Source organism: Dermacoccus sp. BD5 (assembly GCF_044878485.1).
In the GTDB taxonomy this organism is placed as follows: domain Bacteria; phylum Actinomycetota; class Actinomycetes; order Actinomycetales; family Dermatophilaceae; genus Dermacoccus; species Dermacoccus nishinomiyaensis.
Window position 1 is genome coordinate 1 of the sequence record NZ_JANJER010000027.1, and the last position, 20,275, is coordinate 20,275.

18 protein-coding genes are annotated in these 20,275 nt (G+C 67.5%); 9 read left to right on the forward strand and 9 right to left on the reverse strand.

Annotation, left to right across the window (positions count from 1 at the left end; all coding sequences use genetic code 11):
• Positions 1 to 92 precede the first annotated feature (92 nt).
• The 3 genes from NQ706_RS13210 to ychF all read right to left on the reverse strand — a co-directional run bounded on the left by NQ706_RS13210 (position 93) and on the right by ychF (position 3,281).
• A complete protein-coding gene (locus tag NQ706_RS13210; RefSeq protein WP_404361072.1) occupies positions 93 to 305 on the reverse strand; it encodes a hypothetical protein in 213 nt (70 codons plus the stop codon).
• Positions 298 to 2,022: a hypothetical protein gene (locus NQ706_RS13215; protein ID WP_150112720.1), complete on the reverse strand. Its 1,725-nt coding sequence runs from the start codon at positions 2,020 to 2,022 to the stop codon at positions 298 to 300. The genes NQ706_RS13210 and NQ706_RS13215 overlap by 8 nt, the downstream gene beginning before the upstream one ends.
• A gap of 188 nt (positions 2,023 to 2,210) precedes the next feature.
• Complete coding sequence (ychF, locus tag NQ706_RS13220) at positions 2,211 to 3,281, reverse strand: redox-regulated ATPase YchF (RefSeq protein ID WP_038567166.1); 1,071 nt, start codon at positions 3,279 to 3,281, stop codon at positions 2,211 to 2,213.
• An 84-nt stretch (positions 3,282 to 3,365) separates the two neighbouring features.
• Here ychF and NQ706_RS13225 point away from each other — a divergent pair, with 84 nt between their 5' ends.
• Entirely contained in the window at positions 3,366 to 4,382 is a 1,017-nt protein-coding gene (locus tag NQ706_RS13225) for a DUF389 domain-containing protein (RefSeq protein WP_038567163.1), read from the forward strand.
• Positions 4,383 to 4,497: 115 nt separating this feature from the next.
• The gene (locus NQ706_RS13230) at positions 4,498 to 5,682 is read left to right on the forward strand and encodes a DNA recombination protein RmuC (protein WP_038567159.1); all 1,185 of its coding nucleotides are present in this window, start codon (positions 4,498 to 4,500) and stop codon (positions 5,680 to 5,682) included.
• Positions 5,683 to 5,780: 98 nt separating this feature from the next.
• On the opposite strand, the gene NQ706_RS13235 is transcribed toward NQ706_RS13230, so the two are convergent.
• A complete protein-coding gene (locus NQ706_RS13235; RefSeq protein WP_038567157.1) occupies positions 5,781 to 6,806 on the reverse strand; it encodes a 4-hydroxy-3-methylbut-2-enyl diphosphate reductase in 1,026 nt (341 codons plus the stop codon).
• Between the two features lie 164 nt (positions 6,807 to 6,970).
• On the opposite strand from NQ706_RS13235, the gene xseA reads away from it, so the two are divergent.
• Together xseA and NQ706_RS13245 are read left to right on the forward strand one after the other, a co-directional pair.
• Positions 6,971 to 8,410: an exodeoxyribonuclease VII large subunit gene (gene xseA / locus NQ706_RS13240; protein WP_288756705.1), complete on the forward strand. Its 1,440-nt coding sequence runs from the start codon at positions 6,971 to 6,973 to the stop codon at positions 8,408 to 8,410.
• Positions 8,407 to 8,748, forward strand: a complete 342-nt coding sequence (locus NQ706_RS13245; protein WP_081873593.1) for an exodeoxyribonuclease VII small subunit — start codon at positions 8,407 to 8,409, stop codon at positions 8,746 to 8,748. Before xseA ends, NQ706_RS13245 begins: the two co-directional genes overlap by 4 nt.
• Positions 8,749 to 8,823: 75 nt before the next feature.
• On the opposite strand, the gene NQ706_RS13250 is transcribed toward NQ706_RS13245, so the two are convergent.
• The gene (locus tag NQ706_RS13250; protein ID WP_081873592.1) at positions 8,824 to 9,384 is read right to left on the reverse strand and encodes a DUF4245 family protein; all 561 of its coding nucleotides are present in this window, start codon (positions 9,382 to 9,384) and stop codon (positions 8,824 to 8,826) included.
• Positions 9,385 to 9,572: 188 nt separating this feature from the next.
• On the opposite strand from NQ706_RS13250, the gene glpX reads away from it, so the two are divergent.
• Positions 9,573 to 10,577: a class II fructose-bisphosphatase gene (glpX, locus tag NQ706_RS13255; RefSeq protein ID WP_006946101.1), complete on the forward strand. Its 1,005-nt coding sequence runs from the start codon at positions 9,573 to 9,575 to the stop codon at positions 10,575 to 10,577.
• A gap of 53 nt (positions 10,578 to 10,630) precedes the next feature.
• A complete protein-coding gene (locus NQ706_RS13260; RefSeq protein ID WP_038567151.1) occupies positions 10,631 to 11,563 on the forward strand; it encodes a carbohydrate kinase in 933 nt (310 codons plus the stop codon).
• Positions 11,564 to 11,821: 258 nt separating this feature from the next.
• Here the strand turns inward: NQ706_RS13260 and NQ706_RS13265 are convergent, their stop codons facing one another.
• From NQ706_RS13265 to NQ706_RS13280, 4 genes are read right to left on the reverse strand one after another with little or no spacing between them, the layout of a single operon-like run.
• On the reverse strand, positions 11,822 to 13,090 hold the full coding sequence (locus NQ706_RS13265; RefSeq protein WP_038567148.1) for an ABC transporter ATP-binding protein: 1,269 nt from the start codon (positions 13,088 to 13,090) through the stop codon (positions 11,822 to 11,824).
• 27 nt (positions 13,091 to 13,117) lie between these two features.
• Entirely contained in the window at positions 13,118 to 13,984 is an 867-nt protein-coding gene (locus NQ706_RS13270; RefSeq protein WP_006946055.1) for a carbohydrate ABC transporter permease, read from the reverse strand.
• Positions 13,984 to 14,940, reverse strand: coding sequence for a carbohydrate ABC transporter permease (locus NQ706_RS13275; RefSeq protein ID WP_038567145.1), 957 nt, complete (start codon positions 14,938 to 14,940; stop codon positions 13,984 to 13,986). The genes NQ706_RS13270 and NQ706_RS13275 overlap by 1 nt, the downstream gene beginning before the upstream one ends.
• A 14-nt stretch (positions 14,941 to 14,954) precedes the next feature.
• A complete protein-coding gene (locus NQ706_RS13280; protein ID WP_038570397.1) occupies positions 14,955 to 16,268 on the reverse strand; it encodes an extracellular solute-binding protein in 1,314 nt (437 codons plus the stop codon).
• Between the two features lie 267 nt (positions 16,269 to 16,535).
• Here NQ706_RS13280 and NQ706_RS13285 point away from each other — a divergent pair, with 267 nt between their 5' ends.
• The 3 genes from NQ706_RS13285 to NQ706_RS13295 all read left to right on the forward strand — a co-directional run bounded on the left by NQ706_RS13285 (position 16,536) and on the right by NQ706_RS13295 (position 20,126).
• Positions 16,536 to 18,269, forward strand: coding sequence for a fumarate hydratase (locus NQ706_RS13285; RefSeq protein WP_038567142.1), 1,734 nt, complete (start codon positions 16,536 to 16,538; stop codon positions 18,267 to 18,269).
• Between the two features lie 30 nt (positions 18,270 to 18,299).
• Positions 18,300 to 18,920, forward strand: a complete 621-nt coding sequence (locus NQ706_RS13290) for a carbonic anhydrase (RefSeq protein WP_006946116.1) — start codon at positions 18,300 to 18,302, stop codon at positions 18,918 to 18,920.
• 222 nt (positions 18,921 to 19,142) lie between these two features.
• A complete protein-coding gene (locus tag NQ706_RS13295; RefSeq protein WP_038567139.1) occupies positions 19,143 to 20,126 on the forward strand; it encodes a malate dehydrogenase in 984 nt (327 codons plus the stop codon).
• The last annotated feature ends 149 nt before the right edge of the window (positions 20,127 to 20,275 follow it).

The following is a 20,275-nucleotide window of genomic DNA, read 5'->3' on the forward strand; positions in this document are numbered from 1 at the left end:
AGGGTGGAGCACGTCGAGGTCTTTCGGGATGGCGAGCGTGAAGAACTTCCATCATCCGGGAGACCTCGACCCCTACCCGGCCACTGACGCGCTCAACCGACTACACCCTCGTTCGTGAAGAGCCCGTTAAATAGCTGGCGAATTTGGGGCACAGTTTCCCGTTGCATAGCACGCATCAGGATCTGAGTGTCGACCACTTCGGGGTTGGTCTTGATCCGGGCAGCCGCTTTCAGGCGTTGGGAAGGAGAAGACGAACTCAGTGCGTCCTCAATCCATACCTCAGCAGCCTCATCGGTGTCAGTCATTATCGGAGTAGAACTGGGCGCGGCGTTCAAACGCCTCCCGCCCACCTTCCATGATGCTGGTAATCGCCGCGACTACCAAGGGCGACTCAAACGATGCGGCTTCGACAATCTCGCCATGCTGGCCGTCACTCGCAAGCGCGAACACTTTCCCCGCTGCTCCAAGTACCGGGATATTTGCGTTGTGCGTGGCGACGATGGTCTGCACTTGGTCCGCGGTGCGGGAGTTCATGGCGGACACCACATGGTCAACGAGGTATGCGTTGTCGAGATGGTCCTCGGGTTGATCGAGAATCAGGGTCCGCTCTCGCTCCGAAAGCACGATTGGGAGGGTAACCGCGCACTTCTGCCCGGCAGACAAGTTGTCGACACTCTTATCTACAGCTCCATCGCGAAGCAAGAAGTCAACTCTGTCCTTGAGGCTGACCTGGGCAAGACGCTCGATTCCGTCAACGGTTTCTAGCCCACTAATCACCCGGGCAGCTTGCTCGGACGTGAGGTCGCCAGCAGAGGCGAGCCCGTCAACGTCATGAGCTTCCACCAGTTCCAGGAGCATCCGGGGAAGCACACGGGCTGCCAATGAATCGATGAGGGTCGATCGCGTGTGCGTACCCCTCAGGCTTTCGGTGAGAAGCTCACGAAGTTCGGAGCTATCGGCGAGGTGCTCGACGACTACGACGATGTGGTGATCGATCTGACGAGACGTTGACTCCGCAACCTCTTGTCGCGCGCGGAACAAGCGCTCCTCTTCGGCCTCCACACTCGCAAAGACGTCATCTCGACGCTCCTCAAGTCTCCGTAGTTCCTCCGACAGCACCCCAATACGCTTGTCGTTGTCATCGAGCTCCCTCAATTGGGCATCAACATTGCGAATCTGGGCGGTGAGCTGACCAAGGCCCGCTTCAGCTTGCTCGAGCGTTTCGCGTAGGGGTGCGGCGGCTTCGCGAAGCTTCGCCTCTTCCTGTTTAGCGTGCGAAATGTGCTGCGCAACGTCGTCGTCGAGCCTGCCGATCGATCCCCGCAATTTCTCCGCGTCCTGACGAATCTCGGCGAGCAGCTTCGCTAACGAACCGCCGTCCTTGAGGAACTCACTGTCCAACATATCAAGCCTCGTGAGCGTCTGATGTACTGCGCCAACGCCACTACGCATCTGATCGACAAGCTCTCGGGCGCTCTGAAGGTTCGAACTCTCCCTAATCGCAGAACTCGAACGAGCCTCGATCTGATGAAGCTGGTCGCGCTGGACTGCGAGCGGGCTCGCTGCATCTCCCACAAGCGACGCTTCCTGCGACCTATAGATCTCGCGATCAGCCTCGAGCCCAGAACGCTTCAGAGCCTCATCGACGCACTTCTGCAATTCGGTTCGAATGTCATACATCTCACGCGAGAGACGACCGAGCTCAATTCGAGGAATCGTCTTCGCTTCTTCGCCGGCGCGAAGGTCCAGGAGCTTAAGTCGGTTCGCGGCGTCTGAGGCGATCTCTTCAAGCTCGCTCTGGCCAAGCACAAGCACCGACTGCGACAGATCATGATCTCGTCCGCGCCCTTTGGCGTCCACGATGACCTGTGATGCGCCAGAGTCATCTTCGAGATCGACGATCACTTCACCTACGCCCAGCACAGCCTCAAGGAATTGAGCGCGTTGCTTCTGGCGCTGTTTGTCCGCGTGTTCAGCACCTAAAGCATGACGGAGCAACTCCAACAAAGTTGTCTTGCCCACACCTCGGGAACCGATTACGACGTTCAGTCCACGAACGAATGTCGCATCCAAGCCGTTGAGGAAGCCTCCGTTGATTCGCAGCCGTGAGACCCACATAAGCGTCGCCTTTCGTATGGACGGGGACTCAAGCTTGAGGCCGCATCTTCACCATAACGGGCCACAGTTGAGCCGACTCAATTGGAGATGTTCTAAGAGTGACGGAACTCGACCACGTCGCCGTCCTGCATGACGTAGTCCTTGCCTTCCATGCGCGCCTTGCCCTTCGCGCGAGCTTCAGCCACTGAACCACATTCGACGAGGTCGTCGAACGAGATGATCTCGGCCTTGATGAAGCCCTTCTGGAAGTCGGTGTGAATGACGCCGGCGGCCATCGGCGCCGTCCAGCCCTTGCCGATCGTCCAGGCGCGCGTCTCCTTCGGCCCGGCCGTCAAGTACGTCTGCAGGCCGAGCGTGTTGAAACCCTTGTGCGCGAGCTGCTCCAGGCCCGGCTCGGTGATACCGACCGACTCGAGCAGCTCCTTCGCCTCGTCCTCGTCCAGCTCGGCGACCTCGGACTCGAGCTGCGCGTTGAGGAAGATCGCCTCCGCCGGCGCCACGAGCGCCTGCATCTCGGCCTGGAACACCTCGTCCGTCAGCTGCGACTCGTCGACGTTGAACACATAGATGAACGGCTTCGCCGTCAGCAGCCCGAGCTCGCGGATCTCGCTCGTGTCGAAACCGACGGAGCTCAGCGTCTTGCCCTCCTCGAGCACCTTCTGCGCGGCCAGGGCAGCCTCGTAGACCGACTTCTCGGTCTTCTTGCCCTTGACTTCCTTCTCCAGACGCGGCACAGCCTTCTCCAGCGTCTGCAGATCGGCGAGGATCAGCTCGGTGTTGATCGTCTCCAGATCCGAACTCGGCGACACCTTGCCGTCGACATGGTGGACGTCGTCGTCGACGAACGCACGCACGACCTGGCAGATCGCGTCCGCCTCACGGATGTTGGCGAGGAACTTGTTACCCAGCCCCTCACCCTCGGAGGCGCCCTTGACGATGCCCGCGATGTCGACGAACGACACCGTCGCCGGCAGGATCGCCGCCGAACCGAAGATCTCCGCGAGCTTCTTCAACCGCGGATCCGGCAACGGCACGACACCGACGTTCGGCTCGATCGTTGCGAAGGGATAGTTGGCAGCGAGCACGTTGTTCTTCGTCAGAGCGTTGAACATGGTCGACTTGCCGACGTTGGGGAGACCGACGATTCCGATGGTAAGAGCCACGAGAGAAGAGTCTACGTGCCACCGCGCGCGCCGGCTTCATCCGACGGACGCCTTCGACATCAGCGCCGCTGACACAATGACGCCATGCTCGTGCACTTGCGTCTCAACGTGCCGACGGACCTCACCGACGCCGTCCGCGACACCCTGAGCGACGACGCCCGCCTCACCAACCTCACCCACCTGCGCGGCGCGTCCCTCAAACCGGCCGGCGACGTCTTCGAAGCCGACGTCGCCCGCGAAGCCGCCACCGCCGTCCTCGACGACCTCAACGCCGTCGGCCTCGGCCACCGCGGCGGCATCGTCATCGACCAACCCCTCGGCACCCCGTTCGACGCCGCGCACGACGTCGAAGAAGCCGCGCACGGCGACCCGGACGACGCCGTCATCTGGCACCTCGTCGAACGAGAGGCAGAGAAGGCGAGCTCACCGACGGCGACCTACCTCGTGTTCCTCTGCATCGCAACGGCCCTCGCGAGCATCGCCGTCATCACCGACTCGGCCGTCCTCGTCGTCGGCGCGATGGTCGTCGGGCCCGAGTTCGCCGTCATCGCCGCGATCTGCACCGGCATCGCCCTCGGACGTTGGCGCCTCGCCGCACGCAGCGCCGCCACCCTGCTGTGGACGTTCGCGTTCGCCATCGTCGTCATCATGCTCGCCGCCCTGCTCGCGGCCTCGCTCGACGTCGTCTCGGCCGCCGACGTCACACGCCCCCGCCCTCAGACGGGCTTCATCTGGCGCCCCGACCTGTGGTCGTTCATCGTGGCCCTACTTGCCGGAACGGCCGGGGTGCTCGCCCTGGCGACCGACAAGACGAGCGCCATGGTCGGCGTCTTCATCTCCGTCACGACGGTGCCCGCCGCCGGAAACCTCGCCCTCGGCCTCGCCATCTTCGACACAGCCGAGATCACCGGATCCGCCGCGCAGCTCGCCATGAACCTCGCCGGAATGATCATCGCGGGCGTGCTGACGCTCGTCGTGCAACGCCTCGTCTGGCGCCACCTCAGCGACGCCATGCGCCACCGTTCCTCCGAACGGCGGCTACGCGCGCAACTCGGGCCGAGCCCGACCTCACCCGCCGCCGTCGCCCCACGGGAGCACTGACCCCGCCACCGCACGGTGGTGACAGGCGCCGACCTGGCACCTCCACCGCACACGCAGCGCACCGACAAACCGCGCCGTTCCGGGGTTGTCGGCGGCAGATGCTTGAGTTTCACCCGTGCAGACAACAGCCATCTTCGTGACGTTCGTCGCCGGCCTCGCCCTCGGAGCCCTCGCCATGTGGGTCGCCCTGCGACGCACGGCCGTGACCCCGACGGACGACGTCGCACAGCTCGCCGCGGCGCAGGCCGAACGCGACGTGCTGCGCGAACGCATCGTCGACCTCGAAGCGACGGTGAGCGACGACGCGCAGACGGCCGCCCTTCTGGGGCCCTTGCGTGACGCTCTGAGCCGCGTCGAGCGCCAGGTCGCGACGCTGGAACGCGACCGCGTCGAGCAGTTCAGCTCTGTCGACGTCGCCCTGCGCCGCGTCACTGCCACGACGGACGAGCTGCGGCGCGAGACGTCGTCGTTGGCCGGTTCGCTCAACGCCTCGAGCGTGCGCGGGCAGTGGGGCGAATCGCAGTTGCGGCGCATCCTCGAGCTGTCGGGCATGCTGCGTCGCTGCGACTTCGACGAGCAGTGGCGCGGGCGCAACGACACCGGTGACGACGTGCGCCCCGACGTCGTCGTCCACCTGCCGGGGGAGCGTTCGCTCGTCATCGATGCCAAGGCGCCGCTGAGTGCGTTCCTCGCAGCGCAGGAGGCGGACCTCGACGAACGCGCCCGCAGCGCCGCGTTGGGGCGCCACGCGAAGCAGCTGCGCTCGCACGTCGACACGCTCGCCTCGAAGCGTTACTGGACGGCACTGCCGCAGGCGCCGGCGTTCGTCATCTGCTTCGTGCCGGGCGACGCCATTCTCGCGTCCGCGCTCAATGCCGACCCCGGTTTGCTCGAGGAAGCGATGGAGCGTCACGTCGTGCTCGCCTCGCCGAGCACCCTCATCGCGACGATGCGCAGCGTCAGCGCGATGTGGCAGCAGGCGACGCTCGAGGAGAACGCGCGTGAGCTGCTGACGCTCGGCCGCGAGCTCTACGACCGCATCGGAGTGCTCGCCAAGCACACCCACGATCTCGGCGGCTCGTTGCGACGCAGCGTCGAGGCGTACAACCTGTTCGTCGGCTCGCTCGAGAGCCGCGTGCTCGTCACCGCGCGCCGGATGCACGACCTCGACGTCTCCGCCACCCCGCCGCGTGGCGTCGCGCCCCTCGACGTGACGCCGCGCCCACTCACCCACGAGGCGCTGCTCGAGCCCGTGCTGGCCGAACCCGCGCCGGGCAACCCCTCGGACGAGCGGGGCTGACGGTGCGCGGCCGGACATGCTGGATGGGATGTCGAAGGCCCCCGATCCGACATGGAGCGAGGGCCCGGCGCCCGCACGCGTCAGCGTGGCGGCATGTCTCAGTGAAGCGAGTCGGCGCCCTGGGCGACCTGCTCGCCGCCGCGCATCGAGTCGGACATGCCGCGCGCCTTGAGGTCACGGCGCAGTTCGTTGGGCAGCGCGAACAGCAGGCTCTCCTCGGCGGCGACGATCGGCTTGACGTCCTCATAGCCGCGGGCGGCGAGGTAGTCGAGCACGCCCCGCACGAGGATCTCCGGCACCGATGCCCCCGAGGTCACACCGACGGTCGTGACCCCGTCGAGCCATGCCTCGTCGAGCTCATCGGCGTAGTCGACGAGGTGCCCGGCGCGCGAACCGTGCTCCAGCGCCACCTCGACGAGACGGACCGAGTTCGACGAGTTGCGCGAGCCGACGACGATCATGAGGTCGCACTCGGGCGCCATCTGCTTGACGGCGAGCTGACGGTTCTGCGTCGCATAGCAGATGTCGTCGCTCGGCGGATCCTGCAGGTGCGGAAACTTCTCGCGCAACCGGCGCACCGTCTCCATCGTCTCGTCGACGCTCAGCGTCGTCTGCGACAACCACACGACGCGCTCCGGGTCGCGCACCTCGACGTTGACGACATCGTCGGGCCCGTCGACGAGCGTGATGTGCTCGGGCGCCTCACCCGCAGTGCCGACGACCTCCTCGTGCCCCTCGTGCCCGATGAGCAGGATGTCGTAGTCCTGGCTCGCGAAGCGCGTGGCCTCGCGGTGCACCTTCGTGACGAGCGGGCATGTGGCGTCGATCGTCTTGAGGCTCAACGCCTTCGCCTCCTCGTGAACGACGGGAGCGACCCCGTGCGCAGAGAAGATGACGGTCGCGCCCTCAGGCACCTGGTCGGTCTCGTCGACGAAGATCGCGCCGCGTTTCTCGAGCGTCGTCACGACATGCTTGTTGTGGACGATCTCCTTGCGCACGTACACCGGCGGGCCGTAGAGGTCGAGAGCCTTCTCGACGGTGATGACGGCCCGATCCACGCCCGCGCAGTATCCGCGCGGCGCGGCCAGGAGAACTCGCTTCGTCTGGGTATCCACGCCCACCATCGTAACGACCACGGCCTGCGAGGCCGAGCGAGTGGGAGCGGCATCACGCGTCGTGGGGTCGCGAACGCGAGTGCGGCAGACTGTTCGCTCCCGCAGAGCGCACCTCACCGCCGCATTCGTCTTTCGCGCCCGAGCGTGGCGCCTCGCCCCCGTAGAGTTGCCCCGTGACGAGCACACCCCCAGGCACGGGCACGCCGGCGGGCCTTCCGGCCCTCGCGGGCGACACGACCGCCGAGCAGCCGTGGCCGGTGCGCGTGCTCAGCATGAAGATCGCGCAGTACGTCGATCGCATGTCGCCGCTGTGGGTCGAGGGGCAGATCGTGCAACTCAACGTCCGCGCCCGCACCGCGTATTTGACGCTGCGGGACGCCGACGTCGACATGTCCCTCTCACTCACCGTTCCGACGAACACGCTCAACGCGATGGGCCCCGCGGTTCGTGAAGGGGCGCGCGTCGTCGTGCACGCCAAACCGACGTTCTGGACGAAGCGCGGCAGCCTCATGATGGAGGGCCGCACGATGCGGCCCGTCGGCGAGGGCGAACTGCTCCTGCGCCTCGAACAGCTCAAGCGCACGCTCGCCGCAGAGGGCTTGTTCGCCCCCGATCGCAAACGGCCGCTGCCGTTCCTGCCCCGCGTCATCGGGCTCATCACCGGCCGCGAGGGCGCAGCCGAGAACGACGTCGTCGAGAACGCGCGACGCCGCTGGCCGGCCGCCCACTTCGAGATCCGCCACGTTCCCGTCCAGGGCCCCGACTGCGTCACCGCCGTCAGCAGCGCCCTGCGCGAACTCGACGGTCTTGACCACGTCGACGTCATCGTCATCGCACGCGGCGGCGGCTCCTTCGAGGACCTGCTCGGGTTCAGCAACGAGACGCTCGTGCGCGCCGTCAGCGCCGCGCGTACGCCCGTCGTCAGCGCCATCGGGCACGACGTCGACACGCCGCTGCTCGATCACGTCGCCGACCGACGCGCCTCGACCCCGACGGACGCCGCCAAGCTCGTCGTACCGGATCTGGCCGCCGAACAGGCCGCCCTCGCGCAACACCGCACGCGGCTCAGCCAAGGCCTGCGCGGCCGCTTCGCCGCCGAACGGCGCCACCTCAACTCCCTCGTCGGGCGGCCCGTGCTGCGCGAACCGGGCACCCTCGTCACCCAGCAACGCGACGAGGTCGACCGCCTCACGAACCGCAGCGCCTACGCGATGCGGCAACGTCTCACCCGCGCGCGCGACCAGATCGCTCACGGGCGCGCCCAGGTGATCGCCCTGTCCCCGCAGAAGACCCTCGACCGCGGGTACGCCGTCGTCCAACACGCCGACGGCTCCCTCGTCATGGCCCGCGACGACGTCAGCGTCGACGACATCCTCAAGGTGACCGTGTCGCAGGGCAACTTCGCCGTCACGCCCTATAGCGGCAAACCGCGCACGCGCCGAGCGGGTACACCGACGACAACGAAGGCGCGCACGGCTGCATCGTCGAAGAAAGCGACGCAGGGACGCGCGTCCGATGCCCCGAAGGCCAAGAAGAAGACTGCACCGGCGACGGCTGGCGACGACGCGGCGCCCACCACCACCCGATCCGAGACCACCGAGGACGACGCATGAGCGACACGCACGAGGCACCCGCGAACGAGGCGTCCGACGACGTCATGAACCACGACTCGACCGATGCCGCCCAGGCCGGCACCCCTGGCACCGTGCCCGCGAGCGCGCCCGACGCCGCGAACGCCGACATCGCGAGCATGGGTTACGAACAGGCTCGCGACGAGCTCGCCCAGATCGTCACGACGCTCGAAGGTGGTCGCGCGCCGCTCGAGGAGAGCATGCGGCTGTGGGAGCGCGGCGAGGCCCTCGCCGATCACTGCACGCGGTGGCTCAACGGGGCACAGTCGCGCATCGAAGAAGCCGTCGCGCGCCAAGAGAACGGCAGCGAAAGAGCCTGACGCGCCGCGCGCCGGGCACTACGCGCGCCCGGCCTGAGCGCGTCCGAGTTCAACGTTCCCGACGCTCGCGTTCGCTCACTTCGCGATCTGGCTGTACGGCTTGGCCGCCGTGGCGATCTGCTGCAACTGGGCCCACGAGCCCTTGCCGGTGACGACGGTGTCGAGTCCGGCTAGCGGCTGCGAGCGCACGAGCCCCTTCTGGCCCGACTGCATCTCGACCTTGCGCCAGCTCACGCCCCCGAGGTCGACGCTGCCGGCATCCGAGCCGGATGCGACGTCCTTGATCCACGCCGCGCCCCCGTCCTTGCGCTGCTGGATCGAGACGTAGTCCTCACCGTCACCCTGATAGCCCGCGCGCCAACGCTCCGCGTGATCCTTGTCGCCCGGCACGATCGCGACGTTGACGGCACGCCACGGCGAACCGAGCCCGTCGGCGACGGCGACGTCCCAGTGCTTCGTCGACGACACCTCGCGCGCGATCTGTGACGCCTGCACGGTGGGCAGTTTCGTGGCCCCCTGACGAGGAATGAGGGCCAAAATCACCAAACAGCCGGCGATACAAGCGATCATGGACAGGACCATGCTCTTGGCGTTTCCCTGCATCCCGCGCCGCTTCGGCGGAGGGGGCGGGGGCATGGCCGGCGCTGACGCAGGCTGTGTCGGCTCGGTGGTCGTGGCCTTCTCGTGCGGGGTACTCACTCCCCCATGTTCGCCGACGCACCCGCGTCAGCGGAAACCGGGGCGGCCCGGCGCCCCGGCCACGCCGCCTCGAGCCCCGCGGGAGCCAGCCGCCACACCAGTGCGACATCGAGGAGACACCGACCGTGACATCGAAGCTGCCCACCTACCAGATCCCCGACCGCAACCTGGCGCTCGAACTCGTACGCGTCACCGAGTCAGCCGCCATGGCCGCCGGCCCCTGGGTCGGTCGTGGCGAGAAGAACCTCGCGGACGGCGCCGCCGTCGAGGCGATGCGCACCCTCATCTCGACGGTGAGCATGAACGGCACTGTCGTCATCGGCGAGGGCGAGAAGGACGAGGCCCCGATGCTGTTCAACGGTGAGCAGGTGGGCGACGGCACGGGCCCCGACGTCGACGTCGCGGTCGACCCGATCGACGGCACGACGCTGACGGCGAAGGGCATGCCGAACGCCGTCTCCGTCCTCGCCGTCAGCGAGCGCGGCTCGATGTACGACCCGAGTGCCGTGTTCTACATGGACAAGCTCGTCACCGGCCCCGAGGCCGCGGACGTCGTCGACATCCGCCTGCCCGTCGCCGAGAACATCCGCCGCATCGCGAAGGCGAAGAACACGACGAACAACGGCGTCACGGTCGTGTTGCTCGATCGCCCGCGCCACGAGCCGCTCGCGCAGGAGATCCGTGACGCCGGCGCGCGCATCAAGTTCATCTCCGACGGTGACGTCGCCGGTGCCATCATGGCCGCCCGCCCCAACACGGGTGTCGACCTGTTGCTCGGCATCGGCGGCACGCCTGAGGGCATCATCACCGCGTGCGCGATCAAGTGCATCGGCGGCGTCATCCAGGGCCGTCTCGCGCCGAAGGACGACGAGGAGAAGCAGCGCGCGCTCGACGCGGGCCACGACGTCAATCGTGTGCTGACGACGAACGATCTCGTCCGCGGCGACAACTGCTTCTTCGTCGCGACGGGCATCACCGACGGTGAACTGCTCAAGGGTGTGCGCTACCGCGAGAACGGCTGCACGACGAGCTCGCTCGTCATGCGCAGCAAGAGCGGTACCGTACGAACCATCGAGGCCGAGCACCGCCTGAGCAAGGTGGCTGAATACGCTTCGGAGCAGTACCAGTAAGTCGGGGCAGCGCATGACGCCGGCCGCGGCGACGAGACGCCAGGAGCCGACGCATGACCCAGCCCAATACCGCCACCACGCTCGTCATCGGTGAGGCCCTCATCGACGTCGTCCATCCTCGCGACGGCGAGAGCGCGGAACACGTCGGTGGCAGCCCGCTCAACGTCGCGGTCGGGCTGTCGCGCCTCGGCCACCCCGCCGTCCTCGCCACGCACCTCGGTGAGGACGAGCGGGGTCACCGCATCCAGCGCCTGCTCACCGACGAGGGCGTCGAGCTGACGGTCGCGAGCTTCGACCTCGACGCCACGTCGACAGCTCAGGCCCACCTCGATGACGACGGCGCCGCAACGTACGACTTCGCCATCGACTGGCCGGCGGTCACGGGCCTGCCGACGGATGTCGCGCACGTCCACACCGGCTCGATCGGCGCCTCGCTCACCCCGGGCTCCGCGTCGGTCTTCGAGGCGTTGAAGGCCGCTCACGCGTCCGCGACGACGTCGTTCGACCCGAACGTGCGCCCCTCCCTCATGGGCAGCCCCGACGACGAACGCGAGCGCGTCGAGCAGTTCTGCGGGTACGTCGATGTCATCAAGTCCTCCGACGAGGACGCGCAGTGGCTCTACCCTGGCCGCAGCGTCGAGAAGATCGCCGAGTTGTGGGCCGGCCTCGGGCCGCGACTCGTCATCATCACCCGCGGCGGTGACGGAGCGCACGTCCGCCTCGCCGAGAGCGGCACCTTCGAGGTGGCCGGACGCTCCGTCGAGGTCGCCGACACCGTCGGCGCCGGCGACTCGTTCATGTCAGGGCTCATCTCGGGGCTGCTCGACCTCGGACTGCTCGGCGGTGTCGAGGCCCGTCAGCGCCTCGCGCACGCCCGCGAGGACGACGTGCGCCCCGCCCTCGCGCGCGCCATCGCCACATCCTCGACGACGGTGACGCGCGCAGGCTCGAACCCGCCCACGCGTGAGGAGATCGCCGGCCTCTGAGCCCGCACCAGGTCTCGACGCTTGCGCCACTGAACCCTGCCCACAACCACGGCCCGACAGCGACACAGCATTGCCATGCCGAGCACCGTCTTTCAAGGGCAGCGTCCTTGCAACGCAGCGCCACCGCGCAGCATTCGGATGCCGCACGCACACAACACGAGGGCCCGCATCGTCACCGATGCGGGCCCTCGACCTCTACTGGAGCGTGACCTCAACCGATGCTCGGGGTGAGCCCGAGCATGAGGCTCACATCAACGCTCACACGTCCGTTCCTCCGGAGATGGCGCCGCGGGCGTCACGCTCCTTGGCACGCTGCAGCGCGGCCTTGCGCTGCTTCTCCGAGTTCGCAGCGATCTGGGTGGCCTTCTCCTCGTTGCGCGTGTAGTTGTGGCCCGATTCCGGGTCGAACACGTGCATGTGTGCCGGGTCGAACGCGAACTCGACCTCGTCGCCCTCGAAGATCTGCGAGCGGGCGTCGAGGTTGACGACGAGCTGGCTGCGAGCGCCCTCACCGTCGAGGTCCTTCTCGAGCGCGTCGAGGTGCTGCTTCGCGGCCGGGTCCTGCTCGAACGGGATGTAGGCGTACTGCTCGTTGCCGAGCCACTCCGTCTGGTCGACGACGGCCTTGAACGTCGCGCCACCAGGGACCGGGTTGACCTCGGCGTCCTTGATGTACTCGGGGCGGATGCCGACGATGACGATGTCCTTGCCCGCGACGTCGCGGGCAAGCTGCTCCGTCATCGGCACGGTCGCGAACGGCAGGCGCAGCGTGGTGCCCTCGACGCGTGCGGGTACGAAGTTCATCGGCGGCGAGCCGATGAAGCCCGCGACGAAGAGGTTGGCGGGCTGTTCGTACAGCTCGCGCGGGCTCGCACACTGCTGCAGCACGCCCTTCTTCAGCACGGCGACGCGGTCACCGAGGGTCATGGCCTCAGTCTGGTCGTGCGTGACGTAGATCGTCGTGATGCCGAGGCGACGCTGCATGCGCGCGATCTCCGTCCGCATCTGCCCGCGCAGCTTGGCGTCGAGGTTCGACAGCGGCTCGTCGAACAGGAACGCGTCGGCGTCGCGGACGATCGCGCGGCCCATCGCGACACGCTGACGCTGACCACCGGAGAGATTGCCGGGCTTGCGCTCGAGGTGCTCGTCGAGTTCGAGCATCTTGCTCGCCTCGCGCACCTTGCGCTGGATCTCGTCATCGCTCACCTTGCCCTTGTTGAGCCGCAGCGGGAACGCGATGTTCTCGAACACCGTCAGGTGCGGGTAGAGGGCGTAGTTCTGGAACACCATCGCGAGGTTGCGGTCGCGCGGTGCGAGGTCGTTGACGCGCGTGCCGTTGATCTCGAGGTCACCGGAGGTGATGTCCTCGAGGCCGACGACCATGCGCAGCAGCGTCGACTTACCGCAGCCGGACGGGCCGACGAGGATCATGAACTCGCCGTCGGCGATGTCGAGGCTGACGTCGTTGACGGCCGGGAATCCGTCGCCGTACTTCTTGACGATGTTCTTGAGCTGGATGCTGGACATGTGGTGTCTCTCCTAAAGAGGCGGGCGTCAGCCCTTGACGGCGCCGGAGGTGAGGCCGGAGACGATCCGACGCTGGAAGATCAGGACGAGGATGATGACGGGGATCGTCACGATGACGGCGGCCGCGGCGATGGCGCCCGTCGGCTGCGTGAACTGGCTGGCGCCGGTGAAGAAGCTCAGCGCGGCGGGCACCGTGCGGGCGTTGCCCGACGTCAGCGAGATGGCGAACACGAAGTCGTTCCACGCCGTGAAGAACGTGATGATGGCCGTCGTGAAGACACCCGGGCCGGCGAGCGGCGCGATGACCTTGCGGAACGCCTGCCACGACGTCGCACCGTCGACCTGGGCGGCCTGCTCCATTTCCCACGGGATCTGCTGGAAGAACGCGGACAGTGTCCAGATCGCCAGCGGCAGCGTCAGCGCGAGGTACGGGATGACGAGGCCGGGGATCGTGTCGAACAGCCCGATCTGACGCCACATGTTGAACAGCGGCGTCACCATCGCGATGACGGGGAAGAACGAGACGGCGAGCGCCATCGTCAGGATCATCTTCTTGCCCGGGAAGTCGAGACGCGCGATCGCGTAGGCGCAGAACGTCGCGAGGATGACAGAGATCAGCGTGGCGAGCAGCGACACGACGATCGAGTGCCACAGCGCCGGCATGAACAGGTCGGACGCCCCGCCCTTGAGGATCAACTCGTAGTTGTCCCAGCTCGGGTGCGTCGGGAAGAAGTTGCCGAAGCTGTTCTCCTTGCCCGTCGTGTCCGTGAGGGCGGCGTCGCTCTTGAGCGACAGCGCGAAGATCCACACGAGCGGCAGCAGCGTCCAGATCATGACGGGGATGGCGAAACCGAACATCCCCCACTTGGCCTTGTTCGAGACGTTGGTTTCCATCAGTTGTTCCTCCCGGCAGCGAGGTCGACCTTGAAGCCCTTGACGAAGATCGCCGCGATGATGAGCACGCAGAGGAAGAGGATGACGGCGAGGGCGGAGCCCATGCCGATCTCCACGCGGTCGATCGCCTCACGAGAGACGAGCATCGAAAGGCTCGTCGTGTCATTGGCGCCGCCGGTCATGACGTACGGGTTGTCGAAGATGCGGAAGGCGTCGAGCGTGCGGAACAGCAGGGCGACCATGATGGCGGCCTTCATGTTCGGCAGGATCACCTTCGTGAGGCGCTGCCACCAGGTGGCGCCGTCGACCTTGGCGGCCTCCTCCATCGAGGAGTCGACCTGTGCGAGGCCCGTCAGCAGCAGCAGTGACATGAACGGCGTCGTCTTCCAGATCTCCGACAGGCAGATGACGAAGAGCGAGCTGCCCCGCTGACCGAACCAGTCGTAGTCGAGCGGGAACGAGCCGAACGTCAGGGTGTGCAGCCAGTGGTTGACGAAGCCGGTGCTGACGTCGAAGCCGAACTTCCACGCGAACGCGGAGACGACCGTGATGATCGCGTACGGCAGCAGGACGACGGTGCGCAGCGTGCGTCGTGGCATGACGATCTTGTTCATGAGCATCGCGATCGCGAAGCCGAGGATCAGCTCGACGACGACCGTGACGATCGTGATGATGAGCGTCGTGCCCATGGCGTTCCAGAACAGCGAGTCCTTGAGCGCGGAGGCGTAGTTCTGGAACCACACGAACTTCTTGCCCGCCGGGTCGGTGAGGCGGTACTTGAAGAACGACAGGTACAGCGCGTTGAGGATCGGGTACAGCGTCACGAGACACATGACGACGAACGCCGGCCCCGCGAGCTTCCACCCGAGGTTGCGCTCGGCGCGTGCGCGATCGGAGAGCGGCGCCTTCTTGCGCTTCGTCCCCGTTGCGACACCGGTGGCCGCACTCTTCTCCATGGATGCAGCGGTACTCACAGCAGGGCCTTCCCCTTCAGGACGTCGAGGATGAACTTCTGGGCCTCGGCCGGAGTGTTCGGCGTCACCTTCGACGGCGGCGAGAACTTCTGCTGCAGAGCCCCGGAGATGTCACCCCAGTAGGGCGAGAGCGGACGCGGCACGGCCTTGTCCAGCGAGGTGCGGATCTGGGCGGCGATCCCGTTCGGGAAGGCCTTCTTGACGTCCGCCGAGTCGTACGAGGCCTTGCGGCTGCTCGGGTTGCCCGAGGCAACCATGTACGCCGTCGTGTTCTTCTCGTTCGTGATGCACTCCGCCGCCTGGTAGGCGAGGTCGGTGTGCTTCGAGTTCTTGCCGACGGCGAGCTGGATACCACCGAACGGAGGCGCGGCGTCGTGCGAGGCGTCGGTGCGCGGGTAGACCGCGGCCGCCACGTCCTCGGCCACCTTCGGCGCGGCCTTCTGGATGGCACCGTAGGAGTAGGGCCAGTTGACGAGGAAACCGCCGCTCGGCGACTGGAACAGCGTCAGCGACGCCGTCTCGTCGGACGAACCGATCGCCGGGCCGCCGACGCCCGACGTCGCGACCTTGTTGATGATCGACGCGGCCTTCTTGCCGGCGTCCGAGTCGAGGCCGAGCTTGATGTTCTCGTACGTCGCACTCGGGTCCTCGACGATCTTGCCGCCGCCGCCCGCGACGAGCGCGTTGATCCACACGGCGTAGCCCTCGTAGAGCTTGCCCTGGACGCCGACGTTCGTCTTCGTCTTCTTCGCGGCGTCGATGACCTGATCCCACGTCACCGGCTTGCTCATGTCGAGACCGGCCTTCTGCGCGACCGACTTCTTGTACCAGAGCAGCTGCGTGTTCGCCCAGAACGGCACGGACGTCAGCTTGCCCTTGTACATCGAGGCGTCGATGGAGCTCTGGACGCGGTCCTCCGTGAAGTTCTTCTGCATCGACTCCGGCACGGGCGCGAGGTAGCCCGCAGCAGCGAACTCGGTGACGAACGCCGGGTCGGTGCTCATGAGGTCCATCGAGCTGTCGCCCGCGGCGAGGCGACGCAGCAGCTGCGTGCGCTGGTCGGAGGCCGAGTTCGGCAGCAGCTCGACCTTGATCTTGTACTTGCCGCCGGAGGCCTTCGTGCAGTTCGCGGCGAGTGTGGCCTGGCCACCCTTGGAGGCGTCGGAGTTGCCGACGTCCGGGTTGATGTACCAGGTCAGCGTGGGCGTGCCGCCCCCGCTGTCGCCACCGCACCCGGCGAGCGCGGTCGTCGCGAGCATCGCCATCGATGCTGCGGCAGCCACTCGCCTGCGTGACTTGGATGTGTTCATGAACACCGCTCCATCCTTGTTAATCGACAACTCATCATCCACGCACGCTGTGATGGACGCCATACTTGCACCGCCAGGGAGACCAAACGGTTATTGAGCCGTTACACGATCGCGCGATCAGGGGTGCTACGTTCGCCCTCCCCGCCTGCGATCTGCGTCCACATCTGCGATTTTCGTCCGCATTCACACCCCACCCGCGCTTGCCCTGACGGCGGCGCCGCCTGCTCGTCGGGCTGCAGCCGCGTCGCGCTCGGATAGTCTCCACCCATGGCTGATTTCGCGTACTCCGACCTGCTGCCCACCGGCGAGGACACGACCACCTACCGCAAGCTGACGAGCGACGGGGTGCGCACGCTCGAGGGCCCCGGCGGGCGTACCTTCCTCGAGGTCGACCCCTCGGCCCTGGAGACGTTGTCGGCCACCGCGATGCACGACATCGCGCACTACCTGCGTACGTCTCACCTCGCGCAGCTGCGCAAGATCCTCGACGACCCCGAGGCGAGCAACAACGACAAGTTCGTCGCGCTCGACCTGCTCAAGAACGCGAACATCGCGGCGGCGGGCGTCCTGCCCATGTGTCAGGACACGGGCACGGCGATCGTCATGGGCAAGAAGGGTTCGCAGGTGCTCGTCGCGCGTGACGAACACCACCCCGCGCCCGACGAGGCGTCGCTCGCGAAGGGCGTCTACGACGCGTACACGAAACTCAATCTGCGCTACAGCCAGATGGCACCGCTGACGATGTGGGACGAGAAGAACACCGGCTCGAACCTGCCCGCGCAGATCGAGATCTACGCCGACAGCCAGCCGGGCCACGAGACCACCTACAAGTTCCTCTTCATGGCCAAGGGCGGGGGCAGCGCCAACAAGTCGTTCCTGTACCAGGAGACGAAGGCGATCCTCAACCCCAAGCGCATGCTCGAGTTCCTCGACGAGAAGCTGCGCAGCCTCGGCACCGCCGCGTGCCCGCCGTACCACCTCGCCGTCGTCATCGGTGGCACGAGCGCCGAGTTCGCGCTCAAGACCGCGAAGTACGCGAGCGCCAAGTACCTCGACGAGCTGCCGACGTCCGGTGACGCCGCCACCGGCCACGGCTTCCGCGACCCGGAGCTCGAGGAGCAGATCCTCAAACTGACGCGCAACTTCGGCATCGGCGCGCAGTTCGGCGGCAAGTACTTCTGTCACGACGTGCGCGTCGTCCGCCTCCCGCGCCACGGCGCGTCGCTGCCCGTCGCGATCGCCGTCAGCTGCTCGGCCGACCGTCAGGTGCTCGGCAAGATCACGGCCGAGGGCGTGTTCATCGAGCAGCTCGAGACCGACCCGGCGCAGTTCCTGCCCGACGTCACCGAGGCGCACCTCATCGAGAGCGGCGACGAGGCAACCGGCGCGGGCTCGACCGGCAAGGGCGCCGCCGTCGACATCGACCTGAGCCGCCCGATGGACGAGATCCGCGCCGAGCTGAGCAAGCATCCCGTCAAGACTCGCCTTTCGCTGACGGGGACGCTCGTCGTCGCGCGCGACATCGCGCACGCGAAGATCAAGGAGCGCCTCGACGCTGGCGAGGAGATGCCGCAGTACCTCAAGGACCACCCGGTCTACTACGCAGGCCCCGCGAAGACGCCGGAGGGCATGGCGTCCGGTTCGTTCGGGCCGACGACGGCCGGGCGCATGGATTCGTACGTCAAGCAGTTCCAGGCCGCCGGCGGCTCGATGGTGATGCTCGCCAAGGGCAACCGCAGCGCCCAGGTGGCGGAGGCCTGCCAGGAGTACGGCGGGTTCTACCTCGGCTCGATCGGCGGCCCGGCCGCGCGTCTCGCCCTCGACTGCATCAAGAAGGTCGAGGTGCTCGAATACCCTGAGCTCGGCATGGAGGCCGTGTGGAAGATCGAGGTCGAGAACTTCCCCGCGTTCATCGTCGTCGACGACAAGGGCAACGACTTCTTCGCCGCGACGGCGAAGCCCACCGCCATGACCATCACCACCCGCCCCGGCCTGAGCTGACGGCGCCGACGTCATCACCAAGGAGCCACCATGAGCAGCACCCTCACGCCGCAGCAGGCCTGGGACACCCTCGTCGAGGGCAACCGACGCTTCGTCTCCGGCACGACGCAGCGCCCGCACAGTGACGGCGAGCGCCGGCGCGAGCTCGTCGCCGGGCAGGCACCCCAGGCCGTCATCTTCGGGTGCGGCGACTCCCGCGTGCCGGCCGAGATGATCTTCGACCAGGGCCTCGGCGATCTGTTCGTCGTGCGCACCGCGGGCCACGTGCTTGACCCCAGCGTGCTCGGCTCGATCGAGTTCGGCACCGAGGTGCTGCGCGCACCGCTCGTCGTCGTGCTCGCGCACAAGAGCTGCGGCGCCATCAACGCGACGCTCGCCGCCGAGGAGACCGGCGACATGCCGCCGGGGTACCTCCACACGATCATCGAGCGCGTCATGCCGTCGATCCTGCACGGGCGCAAGCACGGGCTGACGACCGGCGAGCAGTTCGAGGCCGAGCATGCCCGGGCGACGAGCGAGCTCCTCCCCCAGCGCAGTCAGCTGATCCGTGATCGCATCGACGCCGGCCGGCTCGCCGTCGTCGCCGTGCACTACGACATCGGTGAGGGCGAGGCGCACGTCGTCGGCACCCTGGGTGACATCACGGCCTGATCGTCCGCCGCTGTCGCCATGCCGCCATCCCCAGCGGGTGGCGGCACGCCTGATGTCGCGGCACGAACAGGCTGCTGTGCGCCCCTCCCGGGCCACTCGCACACTCCGGGGCCTCGGGAGGGCCCGCAGGGACGTTCGGCCCTGACGCGGCGGGCCGGCTCGGCCTACCGTCAGTGGTGACCCGAGGTCTCGTCCGAGAACCCGCCGACGAAATGAGCCGTCATGCCCAAGCCCGCCGTTCGCGTCGCCGTCAGCGGAGCCGCTGGCGCCATCGGTTACAGCCTCCTCTTCCGCATCGCCGCGGGTGAACTGCTCGGCCCCGACCAGCCCGTCGAGCTGCGCCTGCTCGAGGTCGACGAAGCGCTCCGCAAGCTGGAGGGCACCGTCATGGAGCTGCAGGACTGCGCGTTCCCAATGCTCGCAGGCACGGAGACCGGCTCCGACGCGCGCCGCATGTTCGACGGCGTCAGTCACGCGCTGCTCGTCGGCGCGAAGCCGCGCGGGCCGGGCATGGAGCGCGGCGACCTGATCGAGGTCAACGGCCACATCTTCGGCCCGCAGGGAGAGGCGCTCAACGACGCTGCCGCCGATGACGTGCAGGTCACCGTCACCGGCAACCCGGCGAACACGAACTGCCTCATCGCGATGCATGCGGCACGTGACATCCCGAACGAACGCTTCAGCGCGCTGACGCGCCTCGACCAGAACCGCGCCGTCGCGCAGCTCGCCGCGAAGACGGGTGCGAGCGTCACCGACATCCACGACGTCATCATCTGGGGCAACCACAGCGCCACGCAGTACCCGGACGTCACGCACGCGACGATCCATGGCCGTGCCGCGCGCCTCGAGGTGGGCGATGACGCCTGGCTCAACGACGTCCTCATCCCGACGGTCGCGAAGCGCGGCGCCGCGATCATCGACGCCCGAGGCGCGTCGTCAGCGGCGAGCGCCGCGAGCGCGACGATCGATCACGCCCGCGACTGGGCTCTCGGCACCGACCGGATCGTCTCCATGGCCGTGCCGTCGGACGGCTCCTACGGCGTGCCCGAGGGGCTCGTGTCGAGCTTCCCCGTCACCGTCACCGAGCGCGCCTGGCGGATCGTTCCCGACCTCACGATCGACGAGTTCAGCCGCGCCCGCATCGACGCGAGCGTCGCCGAGCTCGAGAGCGAGCGCGACGCCGTCCGCGCACTCGGGCTCATCTGAGCCCAACGACTCGCGGCGGGGGGGGGGGGGGGGGGGGGGGGGGGGGGGGGGGGGCGGGGGGGGGGCCGCGGGGGGGGGGGGGGGGGGGGGGGGGGGGGGGGGGGGGGGGGGGGGGGGGGGGGGGGGGGGGGGGGGGGGGGGGGGGGGGG